This is a genomic window from Luteibacter sp. GL_149, from assembly GCF_057834065.1.
In genome coordinates this window covers 4652086-4677263 of the sequence record NZ_CM174395.1, presented here as the reverse complement: position 1 = coordinate 4677263, position 25178 = coordinate 4652086, and the positions used below count along the sequence as shown (strand labels likewise).

Below are 25178 nucleotides of genomic sequence, written 5' to 3'. Positions count from 1 at the left end.
TCCTAATTGATAATTATTATCATTTAGAACCCGGGGGTCAAACCGACGCAACGACGCGGCTCTATACTCCGCGTCACAACGTCGGAGGGGGGCCGGCCATGAACGACGCTCGTAATGGCGACCGGTACCGTATTGCGAAGGACCTGGCACACGAAGCGCTGGAACAACCCGTTCACGAGCGAGCGGCATTCCTTGCGTGCGCTACCGGCGACGACGACGACCTGCGCGCCGAAGTTCAGTGGATGCTCGATGCGATCGAGGTCAGCCATACGACCGATCTGCCTGAGCTCCCACGCGTCGCACTCGACCTCGACGGTCTCGAAGCCGCCAACACGACGCCCCGCCACTACCGTATCGGGCGGCGCCTGGGCGAAGGCGGCATGGGGGTGGTGTACCTGGCGGAGCGCACCGATACCGGGTTCGTCCAGCAGGTCGCGCTGAAATTTCTGCACGCGTACGCGGAAGCCTCGCCGGTGGCACTGGACCGTTTCGCGCAGGAACGGCAGTTGCTGGCGCGGCTGGAACACACCGGTATAGCCCGCCTTCTCGATGGCGGCGTTTTCGCGGATGGCCGTCCCTTCATTGCGCTGGAATACGTGGATGGCGAGCGCATCGACAGTTGGTGCGAGCGACACAAGCTGTCGCTGCGCGAACGGCTCGAACTGTTCCTGAAGGTCTGCGCCGCCGTCGAGTACGCGCACAGCCACCTGATTATCCATCGCGACATCAAGCCCGCGAATATCCTGGTCACGGTCGACGGTCAGCCGAAGTTGCTCGATTTCGGTATCGCGCGCCTCATCGACCCCACGGGCGACATGGAGCTGACCGCAACGTCGCAGCAAGCGCTGACGCTGGCCTATGCCAGTCCGGAACAGATCGAGAAACGAGCACTCACGACCGCCGCGGATGTTTACTCGCTGGGCGTCGTTCTTTACCAACTGGTCACCGGCGCTCGTCCGTTCCAGCAGATCGTCACGCCGCATCTTTTGTACAGCGCCATCATGGGTGGCGATATCGTCGCGCCAAGCCGGCAGATGCGGAAGTCCAGGGACGAAGAAGGTCGCCGCGCGCCGAAGGCGCCTTACACGGTGCCCACCGATATCGATGCGATCGTCCTCAAAGCGATGCGTCGCAAGCCCACCGATCGCTATCTGTCGGTGGCGGAATTCGTCGCCGACGTGCGCCGGTTCCTCGATCTTCGGCCGGTGTATGCCCACCGTGGGCGCCTCAGTTATCGCGCGCGGCGTTTCGTACAGCGCAACCGTTGGATGATCGTCGGTACGTCCCTGGTGTCGGCGTCGATCTTTGGCGGACTGATCGCCGCGTTGCTGGCGCTCTCCAGCGCCAGGGAGCAGCAACAGCTCGCCGTACTGCGTCAGGCCGAACTGCGGCGCGCCGTGAACTTCCAGCAATCGCTGCTCGAAGGGGCCGACATCGATGCGATGGGCCATTCGATCGAGGTCGGATTGCGCCGTGCGATGGCCAAAATCCTCGACGGCAAGACGGATCCGCGGATGGAACGGGCGCTGGACGCACTGACGCCATCGGACATCGCGCGCGAAGCGCTGGACCAACACATCGTGACGCATGCGCTGGACTCGCTGGACGCGCGTTTTATCGACGATCCGTTGCTTGCGGCCAATATTCGCCAGTCGCTCGCCCGTGTGCTCATCACCATCGGAAGTACCGATCACGCCATAAGCGAACTCAACAAAGTCATCGATGTTCGCAAGGCGCTTCCCGCGAGCCAGGAAGCCCGGCTATCCGCGCAGGTCGATCTCGGCAGGGCGCTGCTGAATCGCCATGATTTACCCAATGCGGCGAAAGTGTTTACCGATGCCAATACGGAGACCGTGAACCTTCCCGAGACCGATCCGCTGCGTATCGCCACGACCGCCGGTCTGGCGCGAGTGATGTACGAGCAAGGACATCCGGTCGAAGCCCTGGCCGTGCAGCAAAGCCTTTCCACGCTCCTGGCAGCCCGGCTTGCCGACGACGATCCGCTCTTGCTGCAAACCCGTCGCGAAGAAGCCGATATCCTCATCAAGCTCGGGCGACGGGACGAGGCCCGCGCGATACTGGAGTCCCTGGACCGCCGCTATCGCAACGGCACCGAAAACGAGAGTCCCGCGGCGCTCGACACCATGTCGACACTGGCCGACTTGCTGAATAATCAGAACGAATACGAGCGTTCGCTTACGCTGGCTCGCGAGGTCGCGGCTATCCGCACGCGCCGTTTCGGCGCCAACCATCCCGCGACGCTTCGCGACGAAAACATGATTGCGATGAACCTGATGCGCCTGCGGCAATACGACGAAGGAAAACGTATCTTCGAGCACGTCATTGCCGCGCGTCGCGACTCTCTCGGCGCCGACAATCCCGAAACGCTGGGATCGATGAACCAGCTGGTGTGGCTGCTGGCGAAGGTCGGCGATATGGTTGCGGCAGCCAAGCTGCAGCGAACCATTGTGGAAGGCCGAACGCGAGTGCTTGGTCCGGACCATCCCGACACGCTGTTCGCGCGTGGAGGCCTCGCCACCTTTCTCAATATCGAAGGACAGCATGCCGAAGCGTTGCGCGTAGCTCAGGACGTGTTGGAGGGGCAACGACGCGTACTCGGCGCGAGCCACCCCGTTACCTACGCCACGCTCGACCTCATCGCACGCATCTATCAGGCAGGTGGCGACTGGAAGAACGCCAGTGCCGCCCACGGCGAGGCACTGGATGGGCGCGTTCGTTTGTATGGGCCGATGGATGGACACACGCTGGAAAGCGCGGGGCGTTACTACACAGCTCTGATGGCGATCGGCGAAGACGATAAGGCACGCGATATTCGCGATACCTATCTCGATCCCCTGATTGCGATGAATCCGGCCGACCTGAATGCCTCCGCACGCTCGAACCGCGACGCGGCGATCGATGCCATCGCCCACGCGCAGCGTCTACGCGTGCCCAATGTGACGCTTATTCCCCGCTGAGTTCGCGCTTCAGCCATTCGCGCGCGATGCGCCACTCGCGCTGTACCGTTCGCTCGGAAATGTCGAGCGCCGTGGCGATGTCGCGTTCGGTAAGACCGACGAAGAAGCGCAATTCGACGATGCGTGCCTGGCGTTCGTCCATTTCTTCCAGCCGACGAAGCGCATCGTCGAGATCGTCCGGCGAGGCCTCTTGCCCAAGCGATCCCGCGACCTCCGTAAGCGCTACCCGATCGGCGGAGTTGGGACGTTTCTGTGCCTGACGATATCGCGCGGCGTCGATGAGCACGCGGCGCATGGTGCGCGCGGCCAATCCTATGAGGTGGCCGCGGTCCTGCATGCGTGGCAGCGAAGCACCGGCAAAAATGCGCAGGAACGCTTCGTTGACCAGTTCCGTCGCACTGAGCGTGCAGTCGCCGAACTCGCGTTTGAGCTGGGACTGTGCCACGCGGTGAAGACTGCTGTACATCCGCTTCAGTACTTCGTCGATCGCGGTGTCGTCCTGCCCCAGGCGCGCGGCGTTGAGCAGCTGCGTGATCTCGTCGCGATTCACCGGCGCTATAGCGTCGGACGCGATATCGGCTGGACTGTTGGAATCCGTTGTCATGCAAGCTCCCGGGTGACGCAAGCGCACGCAGAATGCGGCCAGATGGCTGGCCAGACGTGACTATGCGTTTTCCCCCCGAACAGCGATCGCGGGCGAGCGTCGATCGCTCCGTCCCGGGCCACCGCCCCTTCCGTCGCGCAGCGTACATCAAATGTGAAGACGGTGTGGCGGGTTCTGGCCGACGCCTGCGCATACCTCTATAGAGCCCGCATGTCGCGAGCCTGTAAACCGGGGGATCCATTGAGCCTGATGTACAGCGCACTGCGTCGGATGCAGTCGGAGGAGAACGCGCGTGCTCCAGGTATGCCCTTGCCTACCGTGGACCTGACCCGCGCCGTCCGGCCGAGCCACGGACTGTGGTTTGGCATGCCCTTGGCTGCGCTGGCCGGGTTCGCCTTTTCGTGCGCGGTCTTCGTCCTGCGCAACGACATTGCCATTGTCGAAGTCCAACCGTTGTCGGTGCCTGCGTCGCAGGCACGAGTAACCGCTGGTGGCGATGCGACGGGTAGGCGTCAGCGGCTCGCCCGCGCACGCATGAATTTGCCGGTTTCGCTCATTGGCGACAACACGCTGCGCACAGTAGAGGTCATGCAGCCATGAACCCGCTTGCCGGAAACGTCCTGTCCCAGCTCGGCCTGACCCGGCCGCCGTTTCCGCCCACGCCGGATGCGCAATGCTATTTCCACACGCCCGCGCTGGAACGCGAACTGGCGGAAGTCACCCACTGTCTGCGCGAGAGAAAAGGTTTCGTGCTGCTGACGGGCGAGGTCGGCATGGGCAAGAGCACATTCGTGCGGCATCTGCTCGACACCCTGGAAGGAGGCGGAGTCACCGTCTCGCTCGTGTTCAATACGTTCCTGCAGGGTAGTGCCCTGCTTGCCGCCGTCCTGCGCGACTTCGGGTTGGAGTCCGCAGCCGATATGGCCACGGATATCGACACGTTGAATCGCTTCCTCGTGCGGCGCTGGAATGAGATGGCGATCTGTGTGCTGGTAATCGACGACGCACAGAACCTGGCGGTCGAAAGCCTTGAGCTGCTGCGTCTGCTGTCCAATCTGGAAACCGGTCAGGAGAAGCTGCTCCAGGTGGTACTTTGCGGCCAGCCGGAGTTGCGGACCTTGTTGGCGCGGGAAGATATCCGTCAGCTCACGACGCGCATCGTGAAGCATGTCGTACTTGAGCCGCTGGATGCGGAACAGACGCGGCGCTATGTGGACTACCGCCTCGCCACGGCGGGTGCGGCAGGGCGGATATCACTGGACTCAGCCGCACATAAAGCACTGTACGAAGACAGCCGCGGCAATCCGCGGCGTATCCATCTGGTGATGGATCGTTGCCTCTACGGTGTGCTGGCCGCGACGAATGGCGGCATCGACGTACGACTATTACGCGCGGCGTCGGCGGAAGCGGGCGTACTTCCGCTGAAGCGCAGACGTGGCATCGACGTCACGTGGGAACCATTCGTCGCCATTGCGATGTCGGCGTTGCTCGCCGTCATTCTGGCGTGGGCACTTTTCGGCCGGACATAGTTGCTGCGGCGAAGGTGACTACGTAATCGACGCGCAACGCGCCTATTCCCTAATCGTGGTTCCTGAACCGTCGCTCCTGCGCAGGGACGACAGCAGGGCGGATTGCCGGATCACCAACTGCTCAAGTTTTGACCAAACCGACCGCTAACTGAATAGGGCGGTATGTAAAGCTAGCGTTAACCACTCGCGTTAAATTAGAATTAACCACGCCGTATTCATCGAGATGCCCGTCATACGACGACCATCTGAACAGGAATAACTGGTAACTAACTGAATTATAACGCTATGTACCTTCCCATCCTCACCAGCCTCGCCCTTTGCATCGTCGCTCTCGCGGCGCTGTCGGTGAAGCGCATTCCGGAAGGCAAGGTCTATAGCGTGCGTCGCCTGGGCGGCCAGGTCGCTCTTCTGACGGCCGGTACCCATGTCGTGATGCCCATGTTCGAGCGGGTTTCCCACAAGATCGACCTCAACGGCCAGGTGCTCCGTTTCGACGGCGGCACCGTGTACTGGCAGGTGCTGGAGCCCGAGCGGGCCGACGCGGTCATCGACCGGGCCGACGAAATGATCCGCAAGCGTGCCGTCGATGCCCTGCACGATGCCGCCATGGAAATCGCCGACCGTCGCATGGCGGGCAACCTGCTCAAGCAAACCATGAACGGCTCGCTGCGCGAGAGCGGCATGCTGGTTACCCGCGTCGAACTCGACGCCGCCGCGTAATCTCCGGCTGGCTTACGCCGGCCAACCCCACGATACTTCCCGCCCCGCCGTTCCTCCAGGTAGCCGCATGTCCGGGCGCGATCTTCTGCAAACCCAGCTCGAACGTGGCATTGCCGCGCTCGGTACGTCCTTGCCGGACGGCGCCGTTGCGCGCCTGCTCGACTACCAGGAGCTGCTGCACCGCTGGAATTCGGCCTATAACCTGACCGCCGTGCGCGATCCCGCCGAGATGGTCACGCGCCATCTGCTCGATTCGCTGGCGATCGCTCCCTTCGTGGAAGGCGCGACGCTGGCGGACCTGGGTACCGGACCGGGTTTGCCGGGCATCCCGCTTTCCATCGCCGCGCCAGAGCGCGAGGTGACGATGGTCGATTCCAACGGCAAGAAGGTTCGCTTCCTGCGCGAGGCCATCCGTTCGCTGAAGCTCACCCGTGCCCACGCCGTCCAGAGCCGTGTGGAAGGCGTCGAGGGCAGCTTCGACTGCATCACCGCCCGCGCTTTTGCCAGCCTCGCCGACATGCTGGGCTGGGGCGGTCACCTGCTGGCGCGCCATGGCGTATGGCTGGCCATGAAGGGCCGCCATCCGGCGGAGGAACTGGACGGCGTGCCGCCCGGTTTCCGCGTGGAAGGCATCCATCTGCTGAGCGTCCCCGGGCTGGATGCCGAGCGGCATCTGGTCGTGATCCGCCGCGAAGGCTGATCGCTCCTAGGGTCCGATGGGCGGTCGATGTTACGCTAGCGCCCTTTCCGCGCACGGCATCGACGACTTCATGGCCCGCATCATCGCAGTCGCCAATCAGAAAGGCGGCGTCGGCAAGACCACCACATCCGTGAACCTCGCGGCGGCGCTCGCCGCTGCGAAGCGCAAGGTGCTGCTCGTCGACCTGGATCCCCAGGGCAACGCCACCATGGCGTCGGGCGTCGACAAGCACCAGGCCAAGCCCAACGGTTGCGAAGTGCTGCTGGACGAAGTCTCGATCGACGACGTGCTGGTCCGCACCGAAGCGGGCTTCGACCTGATGCCGGGCAATGGCGATCTGACGGCTGCCGAGCTGAAACTGATGGACGGTCTCGCACGCGAGCATCGCCTGAAGGAACAGCTGGCCAAGGTTGCGGACCGCTACCAGACGATTCTTATCGACTGCCCGCCTTCGTTGCACCTGTTGACGCTCAATGCGCTCACGGCCGCCGACGGCGTGCTGATTCCGGTGCAGTGCGAATATTTCGCGCTGGAGGGACTGTCCAGCCTCCTCGATACGATCAAGGCCGTACGCCAGCGCCTGAATCCGGCGCTGGAAGTCGAAGGCCTGTTGCGCACCATGTACGACGTGCGCAACAACCTTGGCAATGAAGTTTCCGCCCAGCTGACCCAGCATTTCGGCGACAAGGTGCTGCGCTCGATCATTCCGCGCAACGTGCGCCTCGCCGAGGCGCCCAGCCACGGTCAGCCCATTCATCTTTACGACCGCGGTTCGCGCGGCGCCATCGCCTACATCGGCCTCGCCGGCGAAATTATCCGTCGCGAACGCAATCAGGCCGCCGAGGATGCGCGCGAAGCCGAAGACGCCGCGGCCGGTTCGGCGCCCGACGTCGCGCCGACGACCCACTAGGAGTTTTCATGGCAGCAGCGAAGAAACGTGGCCTCGGACGCGGTCTGGACGCCTTGCTCGGCGGTGGAGACAGCGGTCCGTCCGTGGTCGAACAGGAAGGCGAGCTGCGCCTGCTGCCTATCCAGCAGATCCAGCCCGGCAAGTACCAGCCGCGTCGCCACTGGAACGACGAAGCGCTCGACGAGCTCGCGGCATCGATCAAGGCCCAGGGTCTCATCCAGCCGGTCGTCGTGCGGGCCATCGGCAAGAACAGCTATGAGCTGATCGCCGGCGAGCGCCGCTGGCGCGCGGCGCAGCGCGCGTCCATGAGCGAGATTCCCGCGCTGGTGAAGGACGTACCCGAGCAGTCCGTGCTGGCGATGGCGCTGATCGAAAACATCCAGCGCCAGGAACTGACGCCGCTGGAAGAAGCCCAGGCACTGAAGCGCCTGATCGACGAATTCGATCTGACCCACCAGCAGGCCGCCGATGCCGTCGGTCGCTCGCGCGCCGCCGTATCCAACATGCTTCGCCTGATGGAACTGCCGGCGTCGATCAAGCAGTTGCTCGACGAATCGAAGCTGGAAATGGGTCACGCCCGTTGCTTGCTGACGCTGCCGGCCACGATTGCCGAACCGCTGGCTCTGGAAGCCGCGCGCAACGGCTGGACGGTGCGCGAACTGGAAGAAGCCGCCCGTCGCGCCCAGGTGGCGCCGAAGGGCAAGGCGAAGACGGCCGCACAGGACCCGAACGTTGCCAATCTGGAGCGCGAACTGGCCGAACGTTTCGCTACCCGCGTCGAAGTAGCGCAGGGCCGTGGCGGTAAGGGCAAGCTGGTCATCCACTACCACAGCCTCGACGAACTCGATGGCATCCTGAGCAAGGTTCGGTAGAGCCACCCCGTCGCTGAAAGGAAATAGCCATGGCTCCGGTCCATAAGGATGTGAATCCGAAGCAGCGACAATACGAAGCCATGGTGCGGGCCTGGTCCGCGGACCTTTACCGGTTCGCGTTCTGGCTGTGCCGTAACGAAACCCTGGCTCAGGATCTCGTGCAGGAAACCTTTCTGCGTGCCTGGAAAAACCTCGATTCGCTGCGCGACGCGGAACTGGCCAAGCCCTGGCTCATCACCATCCTGCGCCGCGAGCATGCCCGTCTGTACGAGCGCAAACGTTTCGATACCGTGGAGCTGGACGACTCCGTACCCGAAGACACCGCGTGGGCCAGCCCGGAACGCAGCGGCGATGCCGCGGGCGTGCGCGACGCGATGATGAAATTGCCCCAGAAATATCGCGAGCCGTTGGCGATGCAGGTGCTTGGAGGGATGAGCTGCGACGAGATCGCGGTCGCCACCGAGCAGCAGCCCGGCGCGGTAATGACCCAGCTGTTCCGTGCGCGCCAGCGACTGAAGTCGCTGCTCGGCGGACGGGCCGCGGCCGAAGGAGGCCTTTCATGAACTGCCTCGAATTCCGTCGCCGCATCACGGCCGAGCCGCACTCGCACGATCCGGAACTACTGGCTCACCGCGACGAATGCGCGCAATGCATGGCCTTCTGGCAGCGTGCCCAGCGTTTCGAGGACGAACTGGCCGAAGCCATGGCGGTGCCGGTGCCGGCCGGTCTGGCCGACCGCATCCTGCTCGCCCAGGCGACCGGCGTGCGCCGCCGGCAGATGGTCAGCCGCCGTGGCTGGATGGCCCTGGCGGCCAGCGTGCTGATCGCCGTGGGCGGCGGCACCGTCATGTGGAAACAGGCACAGGCCGGTTCGCTGCCGGCGCTGGCGGTCGCGCATATGCCGATCGAGCGTGCGGCGCTTGCCCTGACCCAACCCATCGGCGAGACGATGGTCGCCGAGGGCTTCGCCGAACGCGGCACGAAAATGCGCGGACCGATGCCGGCGGGAGTCACCTATGTGCACGACTGCCAGGTAGGCCCGTACAAGGCCGTGCATGTGGTGACGCGGGTGGACGACCAGCCCGTGGTCGCGCTGTACATGCCCGGCAAGATGATCGACAAGTCGGACGACTTCAGTCGCGACGGCTGGACGGGGCGCGAGATTCCGCTGAACAACGGCACCCTGGTGGTGCTGGCGCAGAACGCGAACCCGCGTGCGCTGGACGCTGCCGAGGCGGGCTGGCGGATGGCGATCGACGGGGCGGGCGGTCCGGTATTGACCCAGATCTGAGGGGGCCGTTCGGGTACCCATCCCCAACCCCCGCTCCATAAGGGATAATGTCGCCCCGACCCCTCCCGGATCCTCAAGCGATGACTCAGCTCGCCGTGGTCGTGCCCGTCTTCAACGAGCGCGACAACATCCCACCGCTTCTCGCCGAGATCGCATCGGCCCTGCGCGGCCGGATCGACTTCGAGATCATCTACGTCGACGACGACAGCACCGACGACAGCGTCGCGGTACTTAAAGCCGCGCGTGCCGACTACCCGGAACTGCGGGTTATCCGTCACATCACCCGCAGCGGCCAGAGCACGGCCGTATGGAACGGCGTCCGCGCCGCGCGATCGCCGTGGATCGCCACGCTCGACGGCGACGGTCAGAACGATCCGGCGGATATCCCGAAGCTGATCGCGGCTCGCGAAACCGCCAGCCCCGACGTGCGTCTGTTCGCCGGCTGGCGCGTCACCCGGCGCGACAGCTTCAACAAGCGCATCTCGTCGAAGATCGCCAACGCGGTCCGTTCGCGCATGCTGCGCGACGACACGCCGGACACCGGCTGCGGTCTGAAGCTGTTCGAGCGCGAAGTGTTTCTGCGCCTGCCTTACTTCGACCACATGCACCGCTACCTGCCGGCGCTCGTCAAGCGCGCGGGCTTCGCCAATATCAGCGTGCCGGTCGGCCATCGTCCGCGCACGGCCGGTACCTCGAAGTACGGCATGCTCGATCGTCTGTGGGTCGGCCTGGCCGACCTGCGCGGCGTGGCGTGGCTGATGCGCCGGGGCAAGGTCACGCGTACCGAAGAGCTCTGAGCGGGACCAGCAAGATTTGCCGCGGGCTATTTGCTCCCACAGCGATCACAATCGCGCGCCTGTCAGGCCCGGTGATCCAGCTCCAGCTCCATCGCCGGCTGCCATGCGTCCAGCGACTTGCGCGTGCGTTCGCGCCCCAGCTCGATCAGTTCGCGGGCGCGGTAGAACTCATACATCGTCGACACGTTGCGCGGAATTTCGATCAGCAGGTCGGGCTGGTAGGCGGCCAGACGAATCCGCGACAGGTTCGACTGCATCAGGTCCATGGCCTGCGTCATCAGATCGAACGCGCCAGGATCCTTCGGCCTGGCATCGGCATGGGGAATGACCCGTCCGAGGAACGCGCCGATCCTGTGGCGGTAGCTGTTCTGGTCGCCCGCGATCGAGGCATCGCGTTCCGGCGGTATCGGCAGTTCCGCCGCACCGTCGACACTGACGGCGACCACGTAGTCGGCGTTCTCGCGCATCAGGGGCATCACCGGTAACGGATTGAGCAGCGCGCCGTCGACCAACCGGCGTCCGCCGACAAGGTGCGGACGAAAAATCGTGGGAATGGCGATCGATGCGCGAATGGCGTCGAAGAGCGGGCCGCGCGTCAGCCAGACCTCGCGTTCGCGATCGATATCGGTGGCCACCGCCGTATAGCCGATGGACAGGTCCTCGATATTCACCTCGCCGATCAGCTCGCGTAGTGCGCCGATGATCTTGTCGCCCTTGATGAAGCCGCCGCCGGAGAAACTCCAGTCGACCAGCTTCAGCACGTCGAAACGCGCCAGCGTCGAGACCCAGTCCCGGTAGATATCGAGCTTGCCCATGCCGTAGATGCCGCCGATCAGGGCGCCCATCGAAGTTCCCGAGATGGCGACGATCTCGAAGCCGCGCGCTTCCAGCTCTTCTATCGCGCCGATGTGGGCAAGCCCCTTCGCCCCGCCCGCGCCAAGCGCCAGGGCGACGCGCGGACGTCGCGAGGCGCCGCTTACGGCCGGAACCGCACCGGATGCGGCGATATCGGTATCACTCATGCAGGTGGACTCAATGGGTGCGCTGGTAACCCGTCAGGGCCAGCTGGAGCAGGATTTTCATTTCCTCGCGCAACGGCAAGGGCGCCACGATCTCGGCGTCCGGCCCGTATTTGAGTACGTCCATCAGGAGTTCGCGCGAATTGGAGTAGGGCACTTTCAGTTCATAGCGGCCATCGGGCATCCATTCGCCGCGCTGCTGCGAATGCCAGTGCTCGTCGGCCACCCAGCGCGCCGCGTGCGCGGAAAAACGGATGGTGGCCCATGCCTTTGGCTTGCCGGCGAAAATGCCGTAGCTGGATGCGAGCATATCGTTCAGTTCGCCGTCCTCGACGTCGCGTGCCGGTGCGTCCAGCGGCCGTGGATCGACGATACGGTCGACGGCGAAACTACGCAGCGCTTCGCGGTCGTGGTCCCATACGTCCAGATACCAGTTGTCGCGGTAATGCGTCAGGCGTTGTGGCGACACCGTGCGGCCGCTGTCCGAATTGGTGGTGCGTGCGCGATAGCGGAAGCGTAGCTGGCGCCGTTCCAGCACCGCGCCCGCCACGATGCGGAACACTTGCTGGTCCATCTTGCGCGCGCCCCACGAAATGACGCGGATGCGATCGACGGGCAGCGCCTTGCCGCTGCCGTGATCCGACAGCAGTTTTTCGATGCGCGCCTTGAAGGGGGCGAGCGCGCCCGCGAGTACGCCCGGGTCCGAACGGCCGATCAGCTCGTTCAGCGCCATCAGGGCGGCAAGCTCGTCGCTGGTCAGCCATAGGCCCGGAAGCTCGAAGCTGTCGCCCTGCTCGGCTTCGTACCGGAAAGACGCCTGTTCGCCCGGAACGCTCTGTACCGGGGCGCCCAGACCGTCGCGCAGGAAGGCTACGTCCCTGTAGAGCGTGGCGCGCGAGCATTCCAGTTCGTCCATCAGGCGCGAAAGCGGAACCGGATAGTGCGCGGACTTCAGCAGTCGGTGGAGGGTAAGAATGCGCTCGTAGCGGTCCATGGAAGTCGCCGGCTGTGACGCGAAAGAGGCCCTGCAGTGTGTCCGCGGGGGCGTGACGTGTGCATCTACGGTCTCGTGCCCTGCGAGGCGCCAAGCATGGCCTTGGCCTTCGCGAACCGCAAGCGCCGGAAGGCCCGGCGTTGCGTCGAATGCCGATCGGCGCAAAAATGTAGGCTTTGCGGTTCGCCACAAGGGCGTCTCCCCGACCATGGCGGAACATAACGATGCGTCTTATGCAGACGCCGGCGCGTCGGGCCGGTCGGACGACGCTGTCCGCATGGAGACTCTCTTTTCGTTCTCCGGCGTCCTGCTCCAGGTAGCGACGGCGACGGGTTACGGCCTGTGGATGGTCCTGGGTACCGCGCTGGCGCTGGGTTTGTACAGCGACGGACGGGGTGAAGTCCTGGCGCCGCTGGCGCTCGGTCTCGTGCTGGTCAGCCTGGGTCTGATCGCCGCCTGCATGCATCTGCGCTTCGCGCCGGAGTGGCATGGATGGAATCCCCTGAAGCGCACGATGCCGACCCGCGAGGGTATGGTGGCCATGGCCAACTACCTGCCGATGCTGGCGCTGGCGGGTCTGGCGCGGGGCGAGAACGATTTCTGGGCGACCCGTCTGGCTGGCGCGGCGCTGATGCTGTGCAGTCTGGCGACCCTGATCTACACGGCGCGCGGCGTGTCGCGGCGGATGTCGGTAAGCGTGGCGTCGTTGGCCAATGTGCTTCCGCTGGGTCGCACGGTGTCCGCCGTTTTCGCCGGTGGCCTGTGGTTCTGGTTGTGCGTTGACCTTCAGACCGACGTGCCGATCGACCCGGTCAGCCCGTGGCGACTGGCGTTGCTGGCGGTGGCCCTGGTGCTTGGCGTCGTCGAAGGCACGCGCTGGCAGGCGTTGCGGCGCCTTGCCGAAGAGCGTGGCGCCATCGTCCGGCTGGAGCCCGGGGTGTCGCCTGTATCGTTGCTGGGTCGACGTTTCGCGGCCGCGGCGCTCTCGGTCGGACTTCCCTGTCTGCTGCTGGTCGTGCACGGCGGGGGCATGCATGCCGGTGTCGCCGGTCTGGCGGCGTTAAGCTGCGTTGTCGGTCAATGCCTCGAGCAACGCCTTTATGGCTACGCCTATGCCTTCGCGCTGGACGGATCGAAGACGTAACGCGCGTTACGCACTACGCTCAGTCTTCAGACATGGCCGTCCAGGCGGCCAATGCGGTCCATGTTCCCCCATGGACCGCGCAAAACTTCACCTTTCTTTTCAAATACTCGGGTAGACGATGAACAAACTTACTCTCGCCGCACTCATCCTGGTTGCGTTGCCGTTGGCCGCTCAGGCCGACGATTTCCAGACCCCGGCCGCGCCGTCGGGCAATGCCGCCAACAATGGCGGCTGGTCGGGTTCGGGCGAGTTCGGTTTCGCATCGGCTCGCGGCAACTCGCGTTCGGAAAACGCCAACGCCAAGCTGGGCCTTAGCCAGGAAAACGAGGTCTGGAAAAATAACTTCTACCTCAACGGCCTGCGCTCGAAGGGCAACGTCGATGTGCAGGACGCCGCGGGCAACACCATCGACAAATTCAGCACCACCGCGAACCGTTACGACACCGGCGCATCGGTGGGCTACAAGTTCGATCCGCGCAGCTACGTGGTGACCGCGGCCCGTTACGAGCACGACGACTTCGGCGCGAACCTCTGGCAGGGCATCGTCTCGATCGGCTACGGCTACATCGCGCTCAAGAACGAACGGGCGGAGCTGTCGTTCGAAATCGGTCCCGGTTTCAAGCGCTACCAGCCGGCCAAGACCACGCGTGAAGTTGCCGATCCCGCCAATCCGGGTGCGACCATCAGCGAACCGTATAAGCCGAACGCCGAAAGCGAAGCCGTCGGCCGTGGCCTGATCAACGCCAAATACCGTCTGACGGACAATACGGCGCTGGAAGATACGCTGCTGGTCGAAGCGGGCTCCAAGAATCAGTACTACCAGAACGACGTCGGTGTGTCGGTCAGCATGACGCAGAAGATGGCGCTGAAGGTGGGTTACCAGATCCGCTACAACAGCAATACGCAGCCGGGCACGGTCGCCACGGACAAGCTGATGACGACGAACCTCGTCTATAACTTCTGATCGAAAGTGCCGCTATGGGAGTAGGAGCCCGCTTGCGGGCGAAGGCCAACGGAGCGGTGAAGATGTGCGTGACATCCGCAGCCTATAGATCGGGCTCGCGGATGTGGGCATCCGTTTCCCTCGCCCTGCTGGCTTTCGCCCGCAAGCGGGCTCCTACAAAGAGCCGGTCGTTTCAGGCCCGATGCGGCGTCAGGAATTCGTCGGCGCCCAGTTCCAGCAGCATCGCCGCTACCGTACGCCCCAGTTCCACGGGGGCATCGTTGTTGCTGTCGGCTTGCGCGTGCAGCAGTTCGCCAGTGTGCGCATTGCCGACCAGGCCGTGGAGCGTCAGGCCATATTCGGCCACCACGCACCACGCACCGATGGACACCGCGCAGCTGCCGCCCAGCGCCTCGTTCATCGCCCGCTCGGCATCGACGGCCAGACGGGTTTCCGGATCGTCCAGTGCGGCCATCAGTTCCGCGACGCGCGTGTCGCCCGCGCGGGATTCGACGGCGATAGCCGCCTGGCCCGGCGCCGGCAACCATTCCGGGGCCATCAGGCGCGAGCTGATGCGATCGGCCAGCCCCAGCCGCTCGAGTCCGGCGCACGCAAGCACGATGGCGTCGTAGTGGCCGGCGTCGAGTTTCGCGAGTCGCGTATTCACGTTGCCGCGAAGATCCAGCAATTGCAGATCCGGCCGCACCGCGCGAAGTTGCGCCTGCCGCCGTAACGACGAGGTGCCGACACGCGCACCATGCGGCAGTTCGGTGAGATTGGCGAAGTGCACGCTGACGAACGCATCGGCGGAATCCGCACGCGGCAGGATCGCGGACAGCACGAAGCCCGGTTCGAGTTGGGAGGGAACGTCTTTCAGCGAATGCACGGCAAGATCGGCCCGATCTTCCTGCATCGCGACTTCCAGTTCCTTGAGGAACAGCCCCTTGCCGCCGATGGTCGCCAGCGAACGGTCGAGGATTTCGTCGCCCCGCGTACTCATGGGAACCAGCTCGACCTGCAGGCCGGGATGGGCCTGACGCAGCAGCGCGGCCACGTGCTCTGCCTGCCAAAGCGCGAGCGCGCTCTTACGGGTGGCGATGCGTAGCGGCTGAATCATCGGAGTCCTGGGTATGAACGGGCAGGCGCGGATTGTCCCGCAATTCACCCGGCCGCGCAGCGCGGCCCGACGTCACACGCCCGGTGCGCGCAGCAACTGGCGCACGGTCGCAAGATTGCGCCGGCTGACCTCGGGCATGACCTCTGTGCCAGCCAGCCGGGCCAGCACCCGGCCATCGGCCAGGGTTTTCAGGCCCAGCAGCCGCTGCCGGGGAACAAGGCAGTTGCGATGCAACCGCACCAGCCGGCTGCCATGCGCCTGTTCTAGCTGGCGTAGGGACTCGTCGATCAACCAGGCGCCACCGGCGTGGTGCAGGGCCACGTACTTTTCGTCCGCGAGCAGGTAGTGGATATCGGCAAGAGCGACACGGACTTCCTCGCTGCCCGCGCGCGCGCGTAGCCACGATTCCTGGCCAGGCGGGCGCGCCGTCCGTCGCTCGCGGACGCGATCGAGCGCTTCGGCCAGGCGTTCGGGACGCACCGGCTTCAGCAGATAATCCGTTGCGCCCAGATCGAACGCATGCACGGCGTGCTGGTCGTACGCGGTGCAGAACACGATCTGCGGTACCTGCGCCAGTCCAGCGATGCGCCGCGCGAGCGCGGTGCCGGTCATACCGGGCATTTCGATATCGAGCAGGATCAGGTCTACCTGGCGGTCGGCACATGCCGTCAGCACGGCCTCGCCATCGGCGACGCTGCCGACGATTTCCACATCGGAGGCACCGGCGAGCAGCGTCGCCAGCCGTGCGCGCGCCAGCGGCTCGTCATCGGCGATCAGGACGCGCATGCGGCGTGGTCTCCGGCAAATGGATGGTGACGACGAAACGCCCGTTTCCGGACGCGACGTCTACTCGGGAGCGTGCACCGAAATGATAGGCGACACGCTCGCGCACGCTACGCAGGCCGTGTCCGGTACCGCCCGCGGCGGGCAATTCGGGAAGCGGATTGTCGACGACCAGTTCGATGCCGCCATCCACCCGCCGTCCCGTCAACCGGATCGTCCCGCCTTCGCGTAGCGGCTGGATGCCGTAACGGATCGCGTTCTCCACCAGCGGTTGCAGCAACATGCACGGGAGCGGCAACCCAGCGGGTACATCGACATCGCGTTCCACGTGCAGACGACCGCCGAGGCGCAGCGATTCGATCTCCAGATAACGATCGACCAGCAGCAGTTCCTCGCCAAGCGTTCCCACCGCCGACGTATCGCTGCCAAGCGCCGCGCGAAACAGTTCGGCGAGATTGAGCACGGTGCGCTCGGCGGCGTCCGGGTCGACGCGCACCAGCGCAGCGACCGTATTCATGCTGTTGAACAGGAAGTGCGGCCGAATCCGCGCCTGCAAAGCGGCCACCTGGGCATGCGCGGCGGCGGCAAGACGTGCCTGCCATTGCGCCACGACATAGAAATAACGCAGCAGTCCGGCGCCAAGCAGTCCGGTGGCCATACCGCAGTCGCGCACGAAGCCGGACAGCGAGGGAGGCGTCAGACCGGTACCGATGGCGTGATCGAGCCATGCGACCACCGTGCTGGATACGAGCACCGTCGATACCAGCAGCAACCAGACGGCCGCATAAGGCCACAGGCCAGACAGACGCTGCATCCACGGTCGAAGTTTGCACAGCGCGACCGTCAGCAGCATGGCGAGCCAGACCACGAACAGCATCGCCACGCAGTAGCCGCGCAGGGTGGAATCGTTGCCCGGCGCCAGCCACATCAGGGAGACGGTCAGCGCACCGACGATCAGCAACGCGAACAGGACCGGCAGGCTACAGAAGTCGGGAAGATCCGCCGATGCGGCGCGCGTGCGTTCGGGCGTTGGCGTGCTGGTCGACATGGCGCGGAGTATGCACGATGGGCCGCGGCGCCATCGTGCGCTTCGTCACCCGTTCGTCAGGCGCTTGCCCAACCACGCGCGAAGGTCGGCGATCTCCTGAAGGCTGACCTGATGACCCATCGGGTAGGTATGCCAGTCGACCCGATGGCCGAGGGCCACGAGCGTGTCGCGCGACAGGGTCCCCAGCGCGATGGGAACGATCGGATCGGCCGTGCCGTGGCCCCAGAAAATGGGTGTCTCGTGGTTGGCGCCGTGGCGTTCCGCTTCCACCGTCTCGTGCATCGGCACATACGTGGACAGCGCCACGATGCCGGCAAGGGTGGCCGTATGACGAAGCCCGGCAGCCAGAGCGATCGCGCCGCCTTGCGAGAATCCCGCAAGCACGATGCGCGATGCGGGTATCCCACGCTCGATCTCCCTGGCGATCAGCGCTTCGACTTCGCCCACCGATGCGCGGATACCCTCGGCGTCCTGCTTGTCCGCCAGCGCGAGTCCCTTGATGTCGTACCAAGCACGCATCGGCATGCCGTTATTGACCGTGACCGGCCGCACCGGTGCATGCGGAAACACGAAGCGCAGCGCCGGCCATGCATCGTCGACGAGCTCGGGCACGATGGGTGCGAAATCGTTACCGTCCGCGCCGAGGCCGTGCAGCCAGAGAATCGCATGCGTCGGCTGGGCGCCGGTTTCTTGTTCGACGGTGGGCAGGGGCATGGGGGTTGACTCGGATTGGTGCGGGTTGTGCATGGTATCAGCCGACTCGACAGGCCTCGTCCCGATTTGTTCCTGCTCTTAAAAGCGAGGCCATGCGCGCCACGTGCTTCCGTTAGTTGTCGCACTGGGTCCCTGCCTGCGCAGGGACGACGGTGAAGGATAGGTATGTTTTCGAATCCGGGGACGCTGTGAACTACAGATCAGCCTCATCAATGCCTCGTCGTCCCTGCGCAGGCAGGGACCCAGTGCGATGCAAAGAGCTTTCGCGATCGGGTCCGTTCACGCTCTTAAAGCGAGATCGCGTGCGCCATGTCCTTCCGTTCGCGAAGGAACTTTACAACCCCAACTCCGTCGCAAAGAACGTCATCGCCAACGCAGCGTTACCTACGCGCTGACTGAACGGCGCACCGATGCCGTGACCCGCGTTCATGCGGGTCAGCAGCAACACGGGTTGCCCCGAGGTAGTCGCGCCCTGCAGCGCCGCCGCGAATTTCCGCGACTGCCACGGCGCGACGCGCGGATCGTTCGCACCCGTCGTGAGCAGGACGGCCGGATACGCGGTGCCTGCTTTGACGTTGTGTAGAGGCGAATACGCCAGCGTGGCTTTTGCCTGTGCCGGATCGGACACGGTGCCGTACTCGCTGACGTTATACGGACCGTTGGCGAAAGCCGTCTCATGGCGCGGCACGTCATAGATACCGACGCTGCCGACCACCGCGCGGTACTGCTCCGGATGCTGGACCAGCGACGCCCCCATCAGCAGGCCGCCGTTGCTGCCGCCGAGGATGCCGAGGTGCTTCGTGTCGGTCCAGCCGGTCTTCACCAACGCCTGGGCGGCGGCGTAGAAGTCGTCGAAGACGTTCTGTTTCAGCAGCTTCTGGCCCTGCTCGTGCCAGCCCTCGCCGAACTCGTTACCGCCACGGATATTCGCGTAGGCAAGCACGCCGCCGCGTTCCAGCCATGCCAGGTTCGCGCCGACGAAGCCCGGCGTGACGGGAATGCCGAAGCCGCCGTAGCTGTACAGAATGGTCGGGCGCTTGCCGTTCGCCTGCACGCCGTCCATCGCGATAATCGTCACCGGCACTTTGCTGCCGTCCTTCGATACGCCATCGATGCGCGTGACGCGAACCTTCGAATAGTCGGCCGCGGCTTTCACTTCGAACACGGTTTTCAGTGCACCGTTCTTGCCGTCGTATTCCGCCCAGCGAGTCGGCGACGTCCAGCCGGCGTAGGTGATCAGTGCCTTGTCCTGTCCCGATTCGGACGCGATGCCGTTGATCGAAACGCCGCTGGCCGGCAGCGGTACGCGACGCACCAGTTTTCCGCTGGCGTCGTACTGCTCGGCCGACCAGTCGGGACCGGCGCTGCGCGTCACGATGAAACCATCGCCCAGGGGCGCCACGTGCTGGATGGCGGTATCGCCCTGCGGCACGACATCGGTGTGTTTGCCGGAAGCGTCGATCGCGACGATCTTGCCGCGCGGTGCGCCTTCGAAGGCCACCACGAACAACCGGCCGTTGACCCAGCTGGCCGAACGAACGTCGGCATCGCGGCCGAGTACTCGCTCGAGCTTGCCGTCGCGACGGAAATATACCTCGGCCGGACCGCCGTCGCCTTCGTTCGCGAGGACGGCGACGTCCTTGCCACCGGGCGCTTCGAGCAGGATGTATTCGGCGACTTTCGAATAGCCCTTGCCGAACACCGTTTTATCCAGCGCGACGGCATCGCCCAGGCGATGATGCGCGAGCGTCGCGTCGAACTCCTTCACCTCGGCGCCGGCCTTCGGTGCGTCGAAGCGCACATAGGTAAAGCCCTTTTCGTCCGCGTCCCACGCCAGACCCTGCGGCGTCGTGCCGCCGCCGGCGTAGGGCAGCGAATCGTTCAACGCCTTGCCGGTTTCCGTGTCGAGTACATGGATCGTCGTCAGTTCGCTACCGCCTTCAGCCGTGCCGTACGCGAGGTAACGACCGCTGGGCGAAGGCCAGTATTCGGTGATCGCCGTGCCGCCGCCGTTGGCATTGAGATCCACCAGGGTGCGCGGCTGGCCGTCCGGCCACTTCTGCGCGACGAGTACGGGCTGCGGCTGCGGCGGCGTGTTCTGCATATAGAACAACGTGCCGCCCGCGAGTGTCGGCGACGATCGTGTGGTGGACGTAATCGCCAGTTCGCGGATACGCGCCGATAGTTCCTTGCCGTGCGGCATCGCCGCGATCGTCGCTTCCGTGTGCGCGTTCTGCGCCTCGATCCACGTCTTCACTTCCGGCGAATTCGCATCTTCCAGCCAGCGGTACGGGTCGTTGACCGGCATGCCGGCCAGCATTTCGGAAACCACGCGCTTCGGTGTGGCCGGAGCCTGGGACGTCGCGGCGTGCGCGGTGCCGGCCAGCGCAAGCGCGGCCGCGAAAAGGTAGGGGACGGTGGACCGCATGTCTGTCTTCCACGGGGTGAAAACACCGAGGGTACCTCTGTGCCGCCCTCCCGTCAGCGGGACCCCTGGCGGTTGCGGTCATCGGCCGCTCGGCTATGCTTTGACCTATTTGCCCGCAGGAAGTCCCGCATGCGTTCCCTCGTCGTTGCCCTCCTCGCCGCTCTCGGCGCCGGTTCCGCCATGGCCGCCACTGTCGAACCGCTCGACATGGAAAAGATCATGGCCAATCCCGACTGGATCGGGCAGGCGGTCGAAAAGCCGTACTGGGGCATCGACGGGCAGACCATCTACTACTCGTTGAAGCGCGATGGCAGTCCGGTACGCGATCTGTGGCGGGTATCCGCCTCGGGCGGCGCGCCCGAACGCCTCGACCCGGCCGCCGTGGCGACCGCCGATGGCCAGGCGGTGTTCGACCGCGAGCATCGGCGTGCCGCGTTCATCCGTCATGGCGACGTGTTCCTTCGCGAAGGCGGGCGCACCATCCAGGTCACGCGCACCAGCGACGACGAAACGGCGCCGCGGTTCTCCGCCGATGGCCGCACGCTTCAGTACCGCGTCGGCAACGACTGGTTCGCCTATGACATCGCCGCCGCCGTGGCGGCCCCCGCGGTCGTGTTGCGGGCTGGCGACGACCCGGACGAGAAAGCCACCGATACGCTCGAAGACGGCCAGCAGGCGCTTTTCAGCACCTTGCGCAAGCTGAAGGCCGACAAGGATGCGAAGCGCGACGCCGAACGCGATCTCGCCGCCGCCGATCCGGGCCGCGCACCGCGTCCGCTGTACGTCGGCAAGGATCTGAAAATCGTCGACACCGAACTGTCGCCCGATGGCCGCTGGATGCTCGTGATCACCGAGCCGAAGGATCACGACGCGGGCAAGACACCCAAGCTCACCCACTACGTCACCGATTCGGGCTATGCGGAGGACGAGGACGTCCGTCCGTACGTCGGCCGCAAGGACCCGGCGCCGCAGTCGCTGCTGCTGTTCGATCTGGGTTCGCGTCAGCGTTATGCCCTGAAAACCGACGGACTGCCGGGTATCGGCCAGGACCCGCTCGCCGCGCTGCGTTCCCAGAGCGCCGCCGCGTTGCGCAAGGCGGGCAAGAACGACGAAGCCGATGCACTGAAGGCACCCGCGGTGCGGCCGGTCATCGTCAACGCCGATTACAGTCCGGGCGTCGTCTGGAGCGACGACGGTCGCCATGTCGCGGTGGAACTGCGCGCCATCGACAACAAGGATCGCTGGATCGCGTCCGTCGATTTCGCGCATCACACGCTGGTCAGCGAACACCGGCTGACGGATACGGCGTGGATCAACTGGAATTTCAACGATTTCGGCTGGCTGAAAGACAGTGGCACGCTCTGGTACCTCAGCGAGGAATCGGGCTATTCGCAGCTATATACGCGCAAGGCCGGTGCATCGGCGAAGGCGTTGACGTCCGGACGTTTCGAAGTGAGCCACCCGGTTCTTTCCGACGACGGCCGCTGGTTCTACCTGCGCGGCAACCGGACCGCGCCGTATAGCTACGACATCTACCGCGTCGCGGCCACCGGCGGCGACATGCAGCGGGTAACGCATTACGAAGGCATGGACGACTTCGTCCTGTCGCCGGATGGCCAGCATCTCGCCGTGCTGCACTCGACGTCGTACATGCCTTCGCAGCTTGCCGCGGTGAGCGTCGAAGGGGCGGCTCCCCGCGAGTTGACCGATACGCGTAAAGCGGATTTCAAAACGCGCGAATGGATCGCGCCGAAGATCGTCGAAGTGCCCTCGGCGCATGGCGCCGGTACCATCTGGGCGAAGTTCTACGGACCGGCGGATGCCGCGCGGGCAAGCGGCCGTCCCGCCGTGATCTTCGTGCATGGCGCGGGCTATCTGCAGAACGTGCACCTGTCCTACCCGGCGTATTTCCGCGAGCAGATGTTCCATAACCTGCTCGTGCAGCGCGGCTACGTCGTTCTCGATCTGGACTATCGCGCATCGGAAGGCTACGGCCGTGCGTGGCGCACCGCGATCTACCGCAATATGGGTCACCCGGAACTCGACGATCTGCTCGACGGCAAAGCGTGGTTGGTGAAGAACCAGGGCGTCGATCCGAAGCGCGTAGGCATGTACGGCGGCAGCTACGGCGGTTTCATGACGTTGATGTCGCTGCTGCGCGCACCGGGCGAATTCGCGGCCGGCGCCGCGCTGCGCCCGGTCACGGACTGGACGACGTACAACCACGAATATACGTCGAACATCCTCAACGATCCGCAGATCGACCCCGAGGCCTATCGCACCAGTTCGCCGATCGAATACGCGGACAAACTCGCCGATCCGCTGCTGATCATGCACGGCCTCATCGACGACAACGTACTCGCCAGCGATTCGATCCGCCTGTACCAGCGTTTTATCGAGCTGCACAAGAAAAACTTCTGGATGTCGCTGTACCCGATGGAACGGCACGGCTTCGTACACCCGGATTCCTGGTACGACGAATACCGCCGCATCGACGAGCTGTTCCGCGAAAAGCTGGGCCAGTAACGACTGCTACATCTTCCTGTAGGAGCCCGCTTGCGGGCGAAAGCCGACAGGGCGAGGAAGCCGGATGCTCACATCCGTAAGCCCGATACCCGGGCTGCGGATGCAACCCACATCTTCACCGTTCCGTTGGCCTTCGCCCGCAAGCGGGCTCCTACAAGGTATTCAGTACTGCAACGCCACGACACGAAGCGCGGCGTCGACAAGTTCAAGATCGGCAAGGTCGAAAGTCGCGCGGGTCACGCCAGCTCCGCTTATGTCCACGTGACCGCTTCTGGCAAGCGAGGCCAGAAACGCCCGATCCATCTCTGTGCGTGGAATGTAAGCAGCGACGCCATCGAGGCACGTTGCCTGAAAATGCATGTCCCGGCCTCCGATCTTGTACAGAGAGTCGGCATGCTTGCCGGATGCGCATGCCTTCCGCGGATTTTCCGTTGGGACGATGCCGAGAATGACGCGCGTGCCATCGCGCTCGATGCTCGCCGCCATGGAAACGGCGGCGCTATTCGTTGCATCGAGCAGATAGACCCGGGCAGACACAGGCCGCCACTGCGGGCGGCTCTTATCGACCGGATGGCGACTTTGCACTTCATCGAGGTGCCTGAATGCATCGTCCAGTCGCAGGTTACGTGCCGCATCCGCTGAAGACGAAAGCGGGAGAGGCGCGAGACGAAAGTTGTCCTGCGCGCGAATGGCCGCCGAAAAGCCCACACAAGCCACGATGGCGAACGGGAGCCAGATGGAGAGGTGACCACTTCGAAACGGCCTCTCCGGATAGCGCCATGACGACGGCGAACGACAGTTCGCTTGCGGCATCATCCAGCAGCCTGCCGGGCCAGATACCGTCCCGGCGATTCGCCGAATGCCTTGCGGAACATCGCCACGAATGCGCTGGGCGTTGCATAGCCCAGCGCATCGGCGACGGTCGCTACCGCCTCGCCTGTCGCAAGGCGTTCCAGTGCGCGGGTGAGGCGTGCCTGCTGGCGCCATTGGGCGACGCTGCACTGGGTTTCCTGACGGAACAGCCGGCTGAGCGTGCGCGACGACATGCCTGCCCACGTTGCCCAGTCCTCGATGCCGCGCGTGTCGTCGGGGTGTTCCATCATCGCGAGGGCGACGCGGCGCAGGCGACGGTCGATGGGCATGGGGAGATGCAGCGATTCGACGGGCGCGCGGCGGATTTCGTCCAGAAGTACCGAGAGGATGCGTTCCTGCTCGGGTACGAGGTCGTCGGTGTACGTCCAGCTGGCTGCGCGCTCAACCAGCGAACGGAGCAAATCGTTCGCGCCGACGACACAGGTGTGATCCGGCAATCCGACAGCGGCATCGGGGGCGATGAAGACCCCCCAGCCACGGCTGGGGCCGGCGATGCTGACCGTATGCAGCACGCCCGGAGGCAACCAGCCCGCGCGATGCGGCGGCAACAGCCACGAGCCGCTCTCGGTACGCGTTATGAACAGGCCCTCCTCTACGTAAAAGAACTGGCCGCGCACGTGGCGGTGCCAGTCCGATTCGGTTAGAGGGATGTTTCCTTCCGCGCGGTAGGCGATCAGCGGCGGTCCGTCGGCGCGTTCCAGCGCCTGCATCAGCAGTTCGTGCAGCATTGGCCGATTCTCGACATAAGTTGACCCGATAACGATATCAGGACGCCACGTTCCGCACCTAGGATGTTCGCTCGCCCTATTGGGCGACCGAACCCACGCGCAAGCTGAAGGCCGGTTCCCCCTATCCCCGTGGGAGATTCCGATGCACCGTCATGCCCGTTTGCAAGTCGTCGAGCGCGGTAACGAAGCGCCCGATGCCCTGACCACCTTCGTTGCCTGTGCTCTGGCAATGCTCGATCCGATGACACCCGAGGCGCTGCGGCGAACCCTGGAGCCGCGCTTGCTGGCCCAGCTGCCGACCCTCAAGGCCTTGGGCGTGTTCGATTTATTCCAGATTCGCGATGAGGACCTGGCCGCCCTGATCGCGGACGAGCTCGGATGAGTCTCGCCGCGAACTGAGAAATTACTCAATTTAGCTGTCATTGGGTTATTTGCCTTGACAACTATATTGTGAGCAATA

Annotated in this window: 24 protein-coding genes; 14 read left to right on the top strand and 10 right to left on the bottom strand. The window is 64.6% G+C overall.

Annotated features, from left to right (window positions below):
• Nucleotides 1–98 precede the first annotated feature (98 nt).
• Entirely contained in the window at nt 99–2978 is a 2880-nt protein-coding gene (locus AC3IR3_RS20470; RefSeq protein ID WP_489194891.1) for a serine/threonine protein kinase, read from the top strand.
• Here the strand turns inward: AC3IR3_RS20470 and AC3IR3_RS20465 are convergent.
• Nucleotides 2965–3582 (bottom strand): ECF-type sigma factor, encoded by a 618-nt coding sequence (locus AC3IR3_RS20465; RefSeq protein WP_489194890.1) that lies wholly within the window; start codon nt 3580–3582, stop codon nt 2965–2967. The genes AC3IR3_RS20470 and AC3IR3_RS20465 overlap by 14 nt on opposite strands.
• A 210-nt stretch (nt 3583–3792) precedes the next feature.
• Here AC3IR3_RS20465 and AC3IR3_RS20460 point away from each other — a divergent pair, with 210 nt between their 5' ends.
• From AC3IR3_RS20460 to AC3IR3_RS20420, 9 genes are all read left to right on the top strand, one after another.
• Complete coding sequence (locus AC3IR3_RS20460) at nt 3793–4182, top strand: hypothetical protein (RefSeq protein ID WP_489194888.1); 390 nt, start codon at nt 3793–3795, stop codon at nt 4180–4182.
• On the top strand, nt 4179–5111 hold the full coding sequence (locus tag AC3IR3_RS20455; RefSeq protein ID WP_489194887.1) for an ExeA family protein: 933 nt from the start codon (nt 4179–4181) through the stop codon (nt 5109–5111). The genes AC3IR3_RS20460 and AC3IR3_RS20455 overlap by 4 nt, the downstream gene beginning before the upstream one ends.
• Nucleotides 5112–5396: 285 nt before the next feature.
• Complete coding sequence (locus AC3IR3_RS20450; protein ID WP_132145538.1) at nt 5397–5831, top strand: SPFH domain-containing protein; 435 nt, start codon at nt 5397–5399, stop codon at nt 5829–5831.
• A gap of 67 nt (nt 5832–5898) precedes the next feature.
• Nucleotides 5899–6531: a 16S rRNA (guanine(527)-N(7))-methyltransferase RsmG gene (rsmG, locus tag AC3IR3_RS20445; protein WP_489194885.1), complete on the top strand. Its 633-nt coding sequence runs from the start codon at nt 5899–5901 to the stop codon at nt 6529–6531.
• A 70-nt stretch (nt 6532–6601) separates the two neighbouring features.
• Nucleotides 6602–7441 carry a ParA family protein gene (locus tag AC3IR3_RS20440; protein WP_132145534.1) on the top strand — a complete coding sequence of 280 codons (840 nt, stop codon included), beginning with the start codon at nt 6602–6604 and terminating at the stop codon, nt 7439–7441.
• An 8-nt stretch (nt 7442–7449) separates the two neighbouring features.
• Nucleotides 7450–8313: a ParB/RepB/Spo0J family partition protein gene (locus AC3IR3_RS20435; RefSeq protein WP_132145532.1), complete on the top strand. Its 864-nt coding sequence runs from the start codon at nt 7450–7452 to the stop codon at nt 8311–8313.
• 29 nt (nt 8314–8342) lie between these two features.
• Nucleotides 8343–8876, top strand: a complete 534-nt coding sequence (locus tag AC3IR3_RS20430) for a sigma-70 family RNA polymerase sigma factor (RefSeq protein WP_132145530.1) — start codon at nt 8343–8345, stop codon at nt 8874–8876.
• Nucleotides 8873–9604 carry a DUF3379 family protein gene (locus AC3IR3_RS20425; RefSeq protein WP_489194883.1) on the top strand — a complete coding sequence of 244 codons (732 nt, stop codon included), beginning with the start codon at nt 8873–8875 and terminating at the stop codon, nt 9602–9604. The genes AC3IR3_RS20430 and AC3IR3_RS20425 overlap by 4 nt, the downstream gene beginning before the upstream one ends.
• Nucleotides 9605–9684: 80 nt before the next feature.
• Nucleotides 9685–10401 carry a glycosyltransferase gene (locus AC3IR3_RS20420; protein WP_489194881.1) on the top strand — a complete coding sequence of 239 codons (717 nt, stop codon included), beginning with the start codon at nt 9685–9687 and terminating at the stop codon, nt 10399–10401.
• A gap of 62 nt (nt 10402–10463) precedes the next feature.
• Here the strand turns inward: AC3IR3_RS20420 and AC3IR3_RS20415 are convergent, their stop codons facing one another.
• A complete protein-coding gene (locus AC3IR3_RS20415) occupies nt 10464–11423 on the bottom strand; it encodes a patatin-like phospholipase family protein (protein ID WP_489194879.1) in 960 nt (319 codons plus the stop codon).
• A 10-nt stretch (nt 11424–11433) separates the two neighbouring features.
• On the bottom strand, nt 11434–12414 hold the full coding sequence (locus AC3IR3_RS20410) for a helix-turn-helix transcriptional regulator (RefSeq protein ID WP_132145522.1): 981 nt from the start codon (nt 12412–12414) through the stop codon (nt 11434–11436).
• Between the two features lie 277 nt (nt 12415–12691).
• On the opposite strand from AC3IR3_RS20410, the gene AC3IR3_RS20405 reads away from it, so the two are divergent.
• Entirely contained in the window at nt 12692–13558 is an 867-nt protein-coding gene (locus tag AC3IR3_RS20405) for a hypothetical protein (protein ID WP_489194878.1), read from the top strand.
• 118 nt (nt 13559–13676) lie between these two features.
• A complete protein-coding gene (locus AC3IR3_RS20400; protein ID WP_489194876.1) occupies nt 13677–14522 on the top strand; it encodes a DUF481 domain-containing protein in 846 nt (281 codons plus the stop codon).
• A 172-nt stretch (nt 14523–14694) separates the two neighbouring features.
• Here AC3IR3_RS20400 and hemC read toward each other — a convergent pair whose 3' ends face one another.
• The 5 genes from hemC to AC3IR3_RS20375 form a co-directional block, all read right to left on the bottom strand.
• The gene (hemC, locus tag AC3IR3_RS20395) at nt 14695–15618 is read right to left on the bottom strand and encodes a hydroxymethylbilane synthase (RefSeq protein ID WP_489194875.1); all 924 of its coding nucleotides are present in this window, start codon (nt 15616–15618) and stop codon (nt 14695–14697) included.
• A gap of 72 nt (nt 15619–15690) precedes the next feature.
• Nucleotides 15691–16404: a LytR/AlgR family response regulator transcription factor gene (locus AC3IR3_RS20390; protein WP_489194874.1), complete on the bottom strand. Its 714-nt coding sequence runs from the start codon at nt 16402–16404 to the stop codon at nt 15691–15693.
• Nucleotides 16382–17449, bottom strand: a complete 1068-nt coding sequence (locus tag AC3IR3_RS20385; RefSeq protein ID WP_489194872.1) for a sensor histidine kinase — start codon at nt 17447–17449, stop codon at nt 16382–16384. Before AC3IR3_RS20385 ends, AC3IR3_RS20390 begins: the two co-directional genes overlap by 23 nt.
• Nucleotides 17450–17494: 45 nt before the next feature.
• Nucleotides 17495–18163 (bottom strand): alpha/beta hydrolase, encoded by a 669-nt coding sequence (locus AC3IR3_RS20380; RefSeq protein ID WP_489194870.1) that lies wholly within the window; start codon nt 18161–18163, stop codon nt 17495–17497.
• 334 nt (nt 18164–18497) lie between these two features.
• Nucleotides 18498–20591 (bottom strand): prolyl oligopeptidase family serine peptidase, encoded by a 2094-nt coding sequence (locus AC3IR3_RS20375; RefSeq protein WP_489194868.1) that lies wholly within the window; start codon nt 20589–20591, stop codon nt 18498–18500.
• A 129-nt stretch (nt 20592–20720) separates the two neighbouring features.
• On the opposite strand from AC3IR3_RS20375, the gene AC3IR3_RS20370 reads away from it, so the two are divergent.
• A complete protein-coding gene (locus AC3IR3_RS20370; RefSeq protein WP_489194867.1) occupies nt 20721–23117 on the top strand; it encodes a S9 family peptidase in 2397 nt (798 codons plus the stop codon).
• A gap of 162 nt (nt 23118–23279) precedes the next feature.
• On the opposite strand, the gene AC3IR3_RS20365 is transcribed toward AC3IR3_RS20370, so the two are convergent.
• Together AC3IR3_RS20365 and AC3IR3_RS20360 are read right to left on the bottom strand one after the other, a co-directional pair.
• Nucleotides 23280–23654 (bottom strand): hypothetical protein, encoded by a 375-nt coding sequence (locus AC3IR3_RS20365; RefSeq protein WP_489194865.1) that lies wholly within the window; start codon nt 23652–23654, stop codon nt 23280–23282.
• A gap of 275 nt (nt 23655–23929) precedes the next feature.
• Nucleotides 23930–24718, bottom strand: coding sequence for an AraC family transcriptional regulator (locus AC3IR3_RS20360; RefSeq protein WP_489194863.1), 789 nt, complete (start codon nt 24716–24718; stop codon nt 23930–23932).
• Nucleotides 24719–24860: 142 nt separating this feature from the next.
• Between AC3IR3_RS20360 and AC3IR3_RS20355 the strand changes: the two genes are divergently transcribed.
• Entirely contained in the window at nt 24861–25100 is a 240-nt protein-coding gene (locus AC3IR3_RS20355; RefSeq protein WP_489194861.1) for a hypothetical protein, read from the top strand.
• Nucleotides 25101–25178 lie beyond the last annotated feature (78 nt).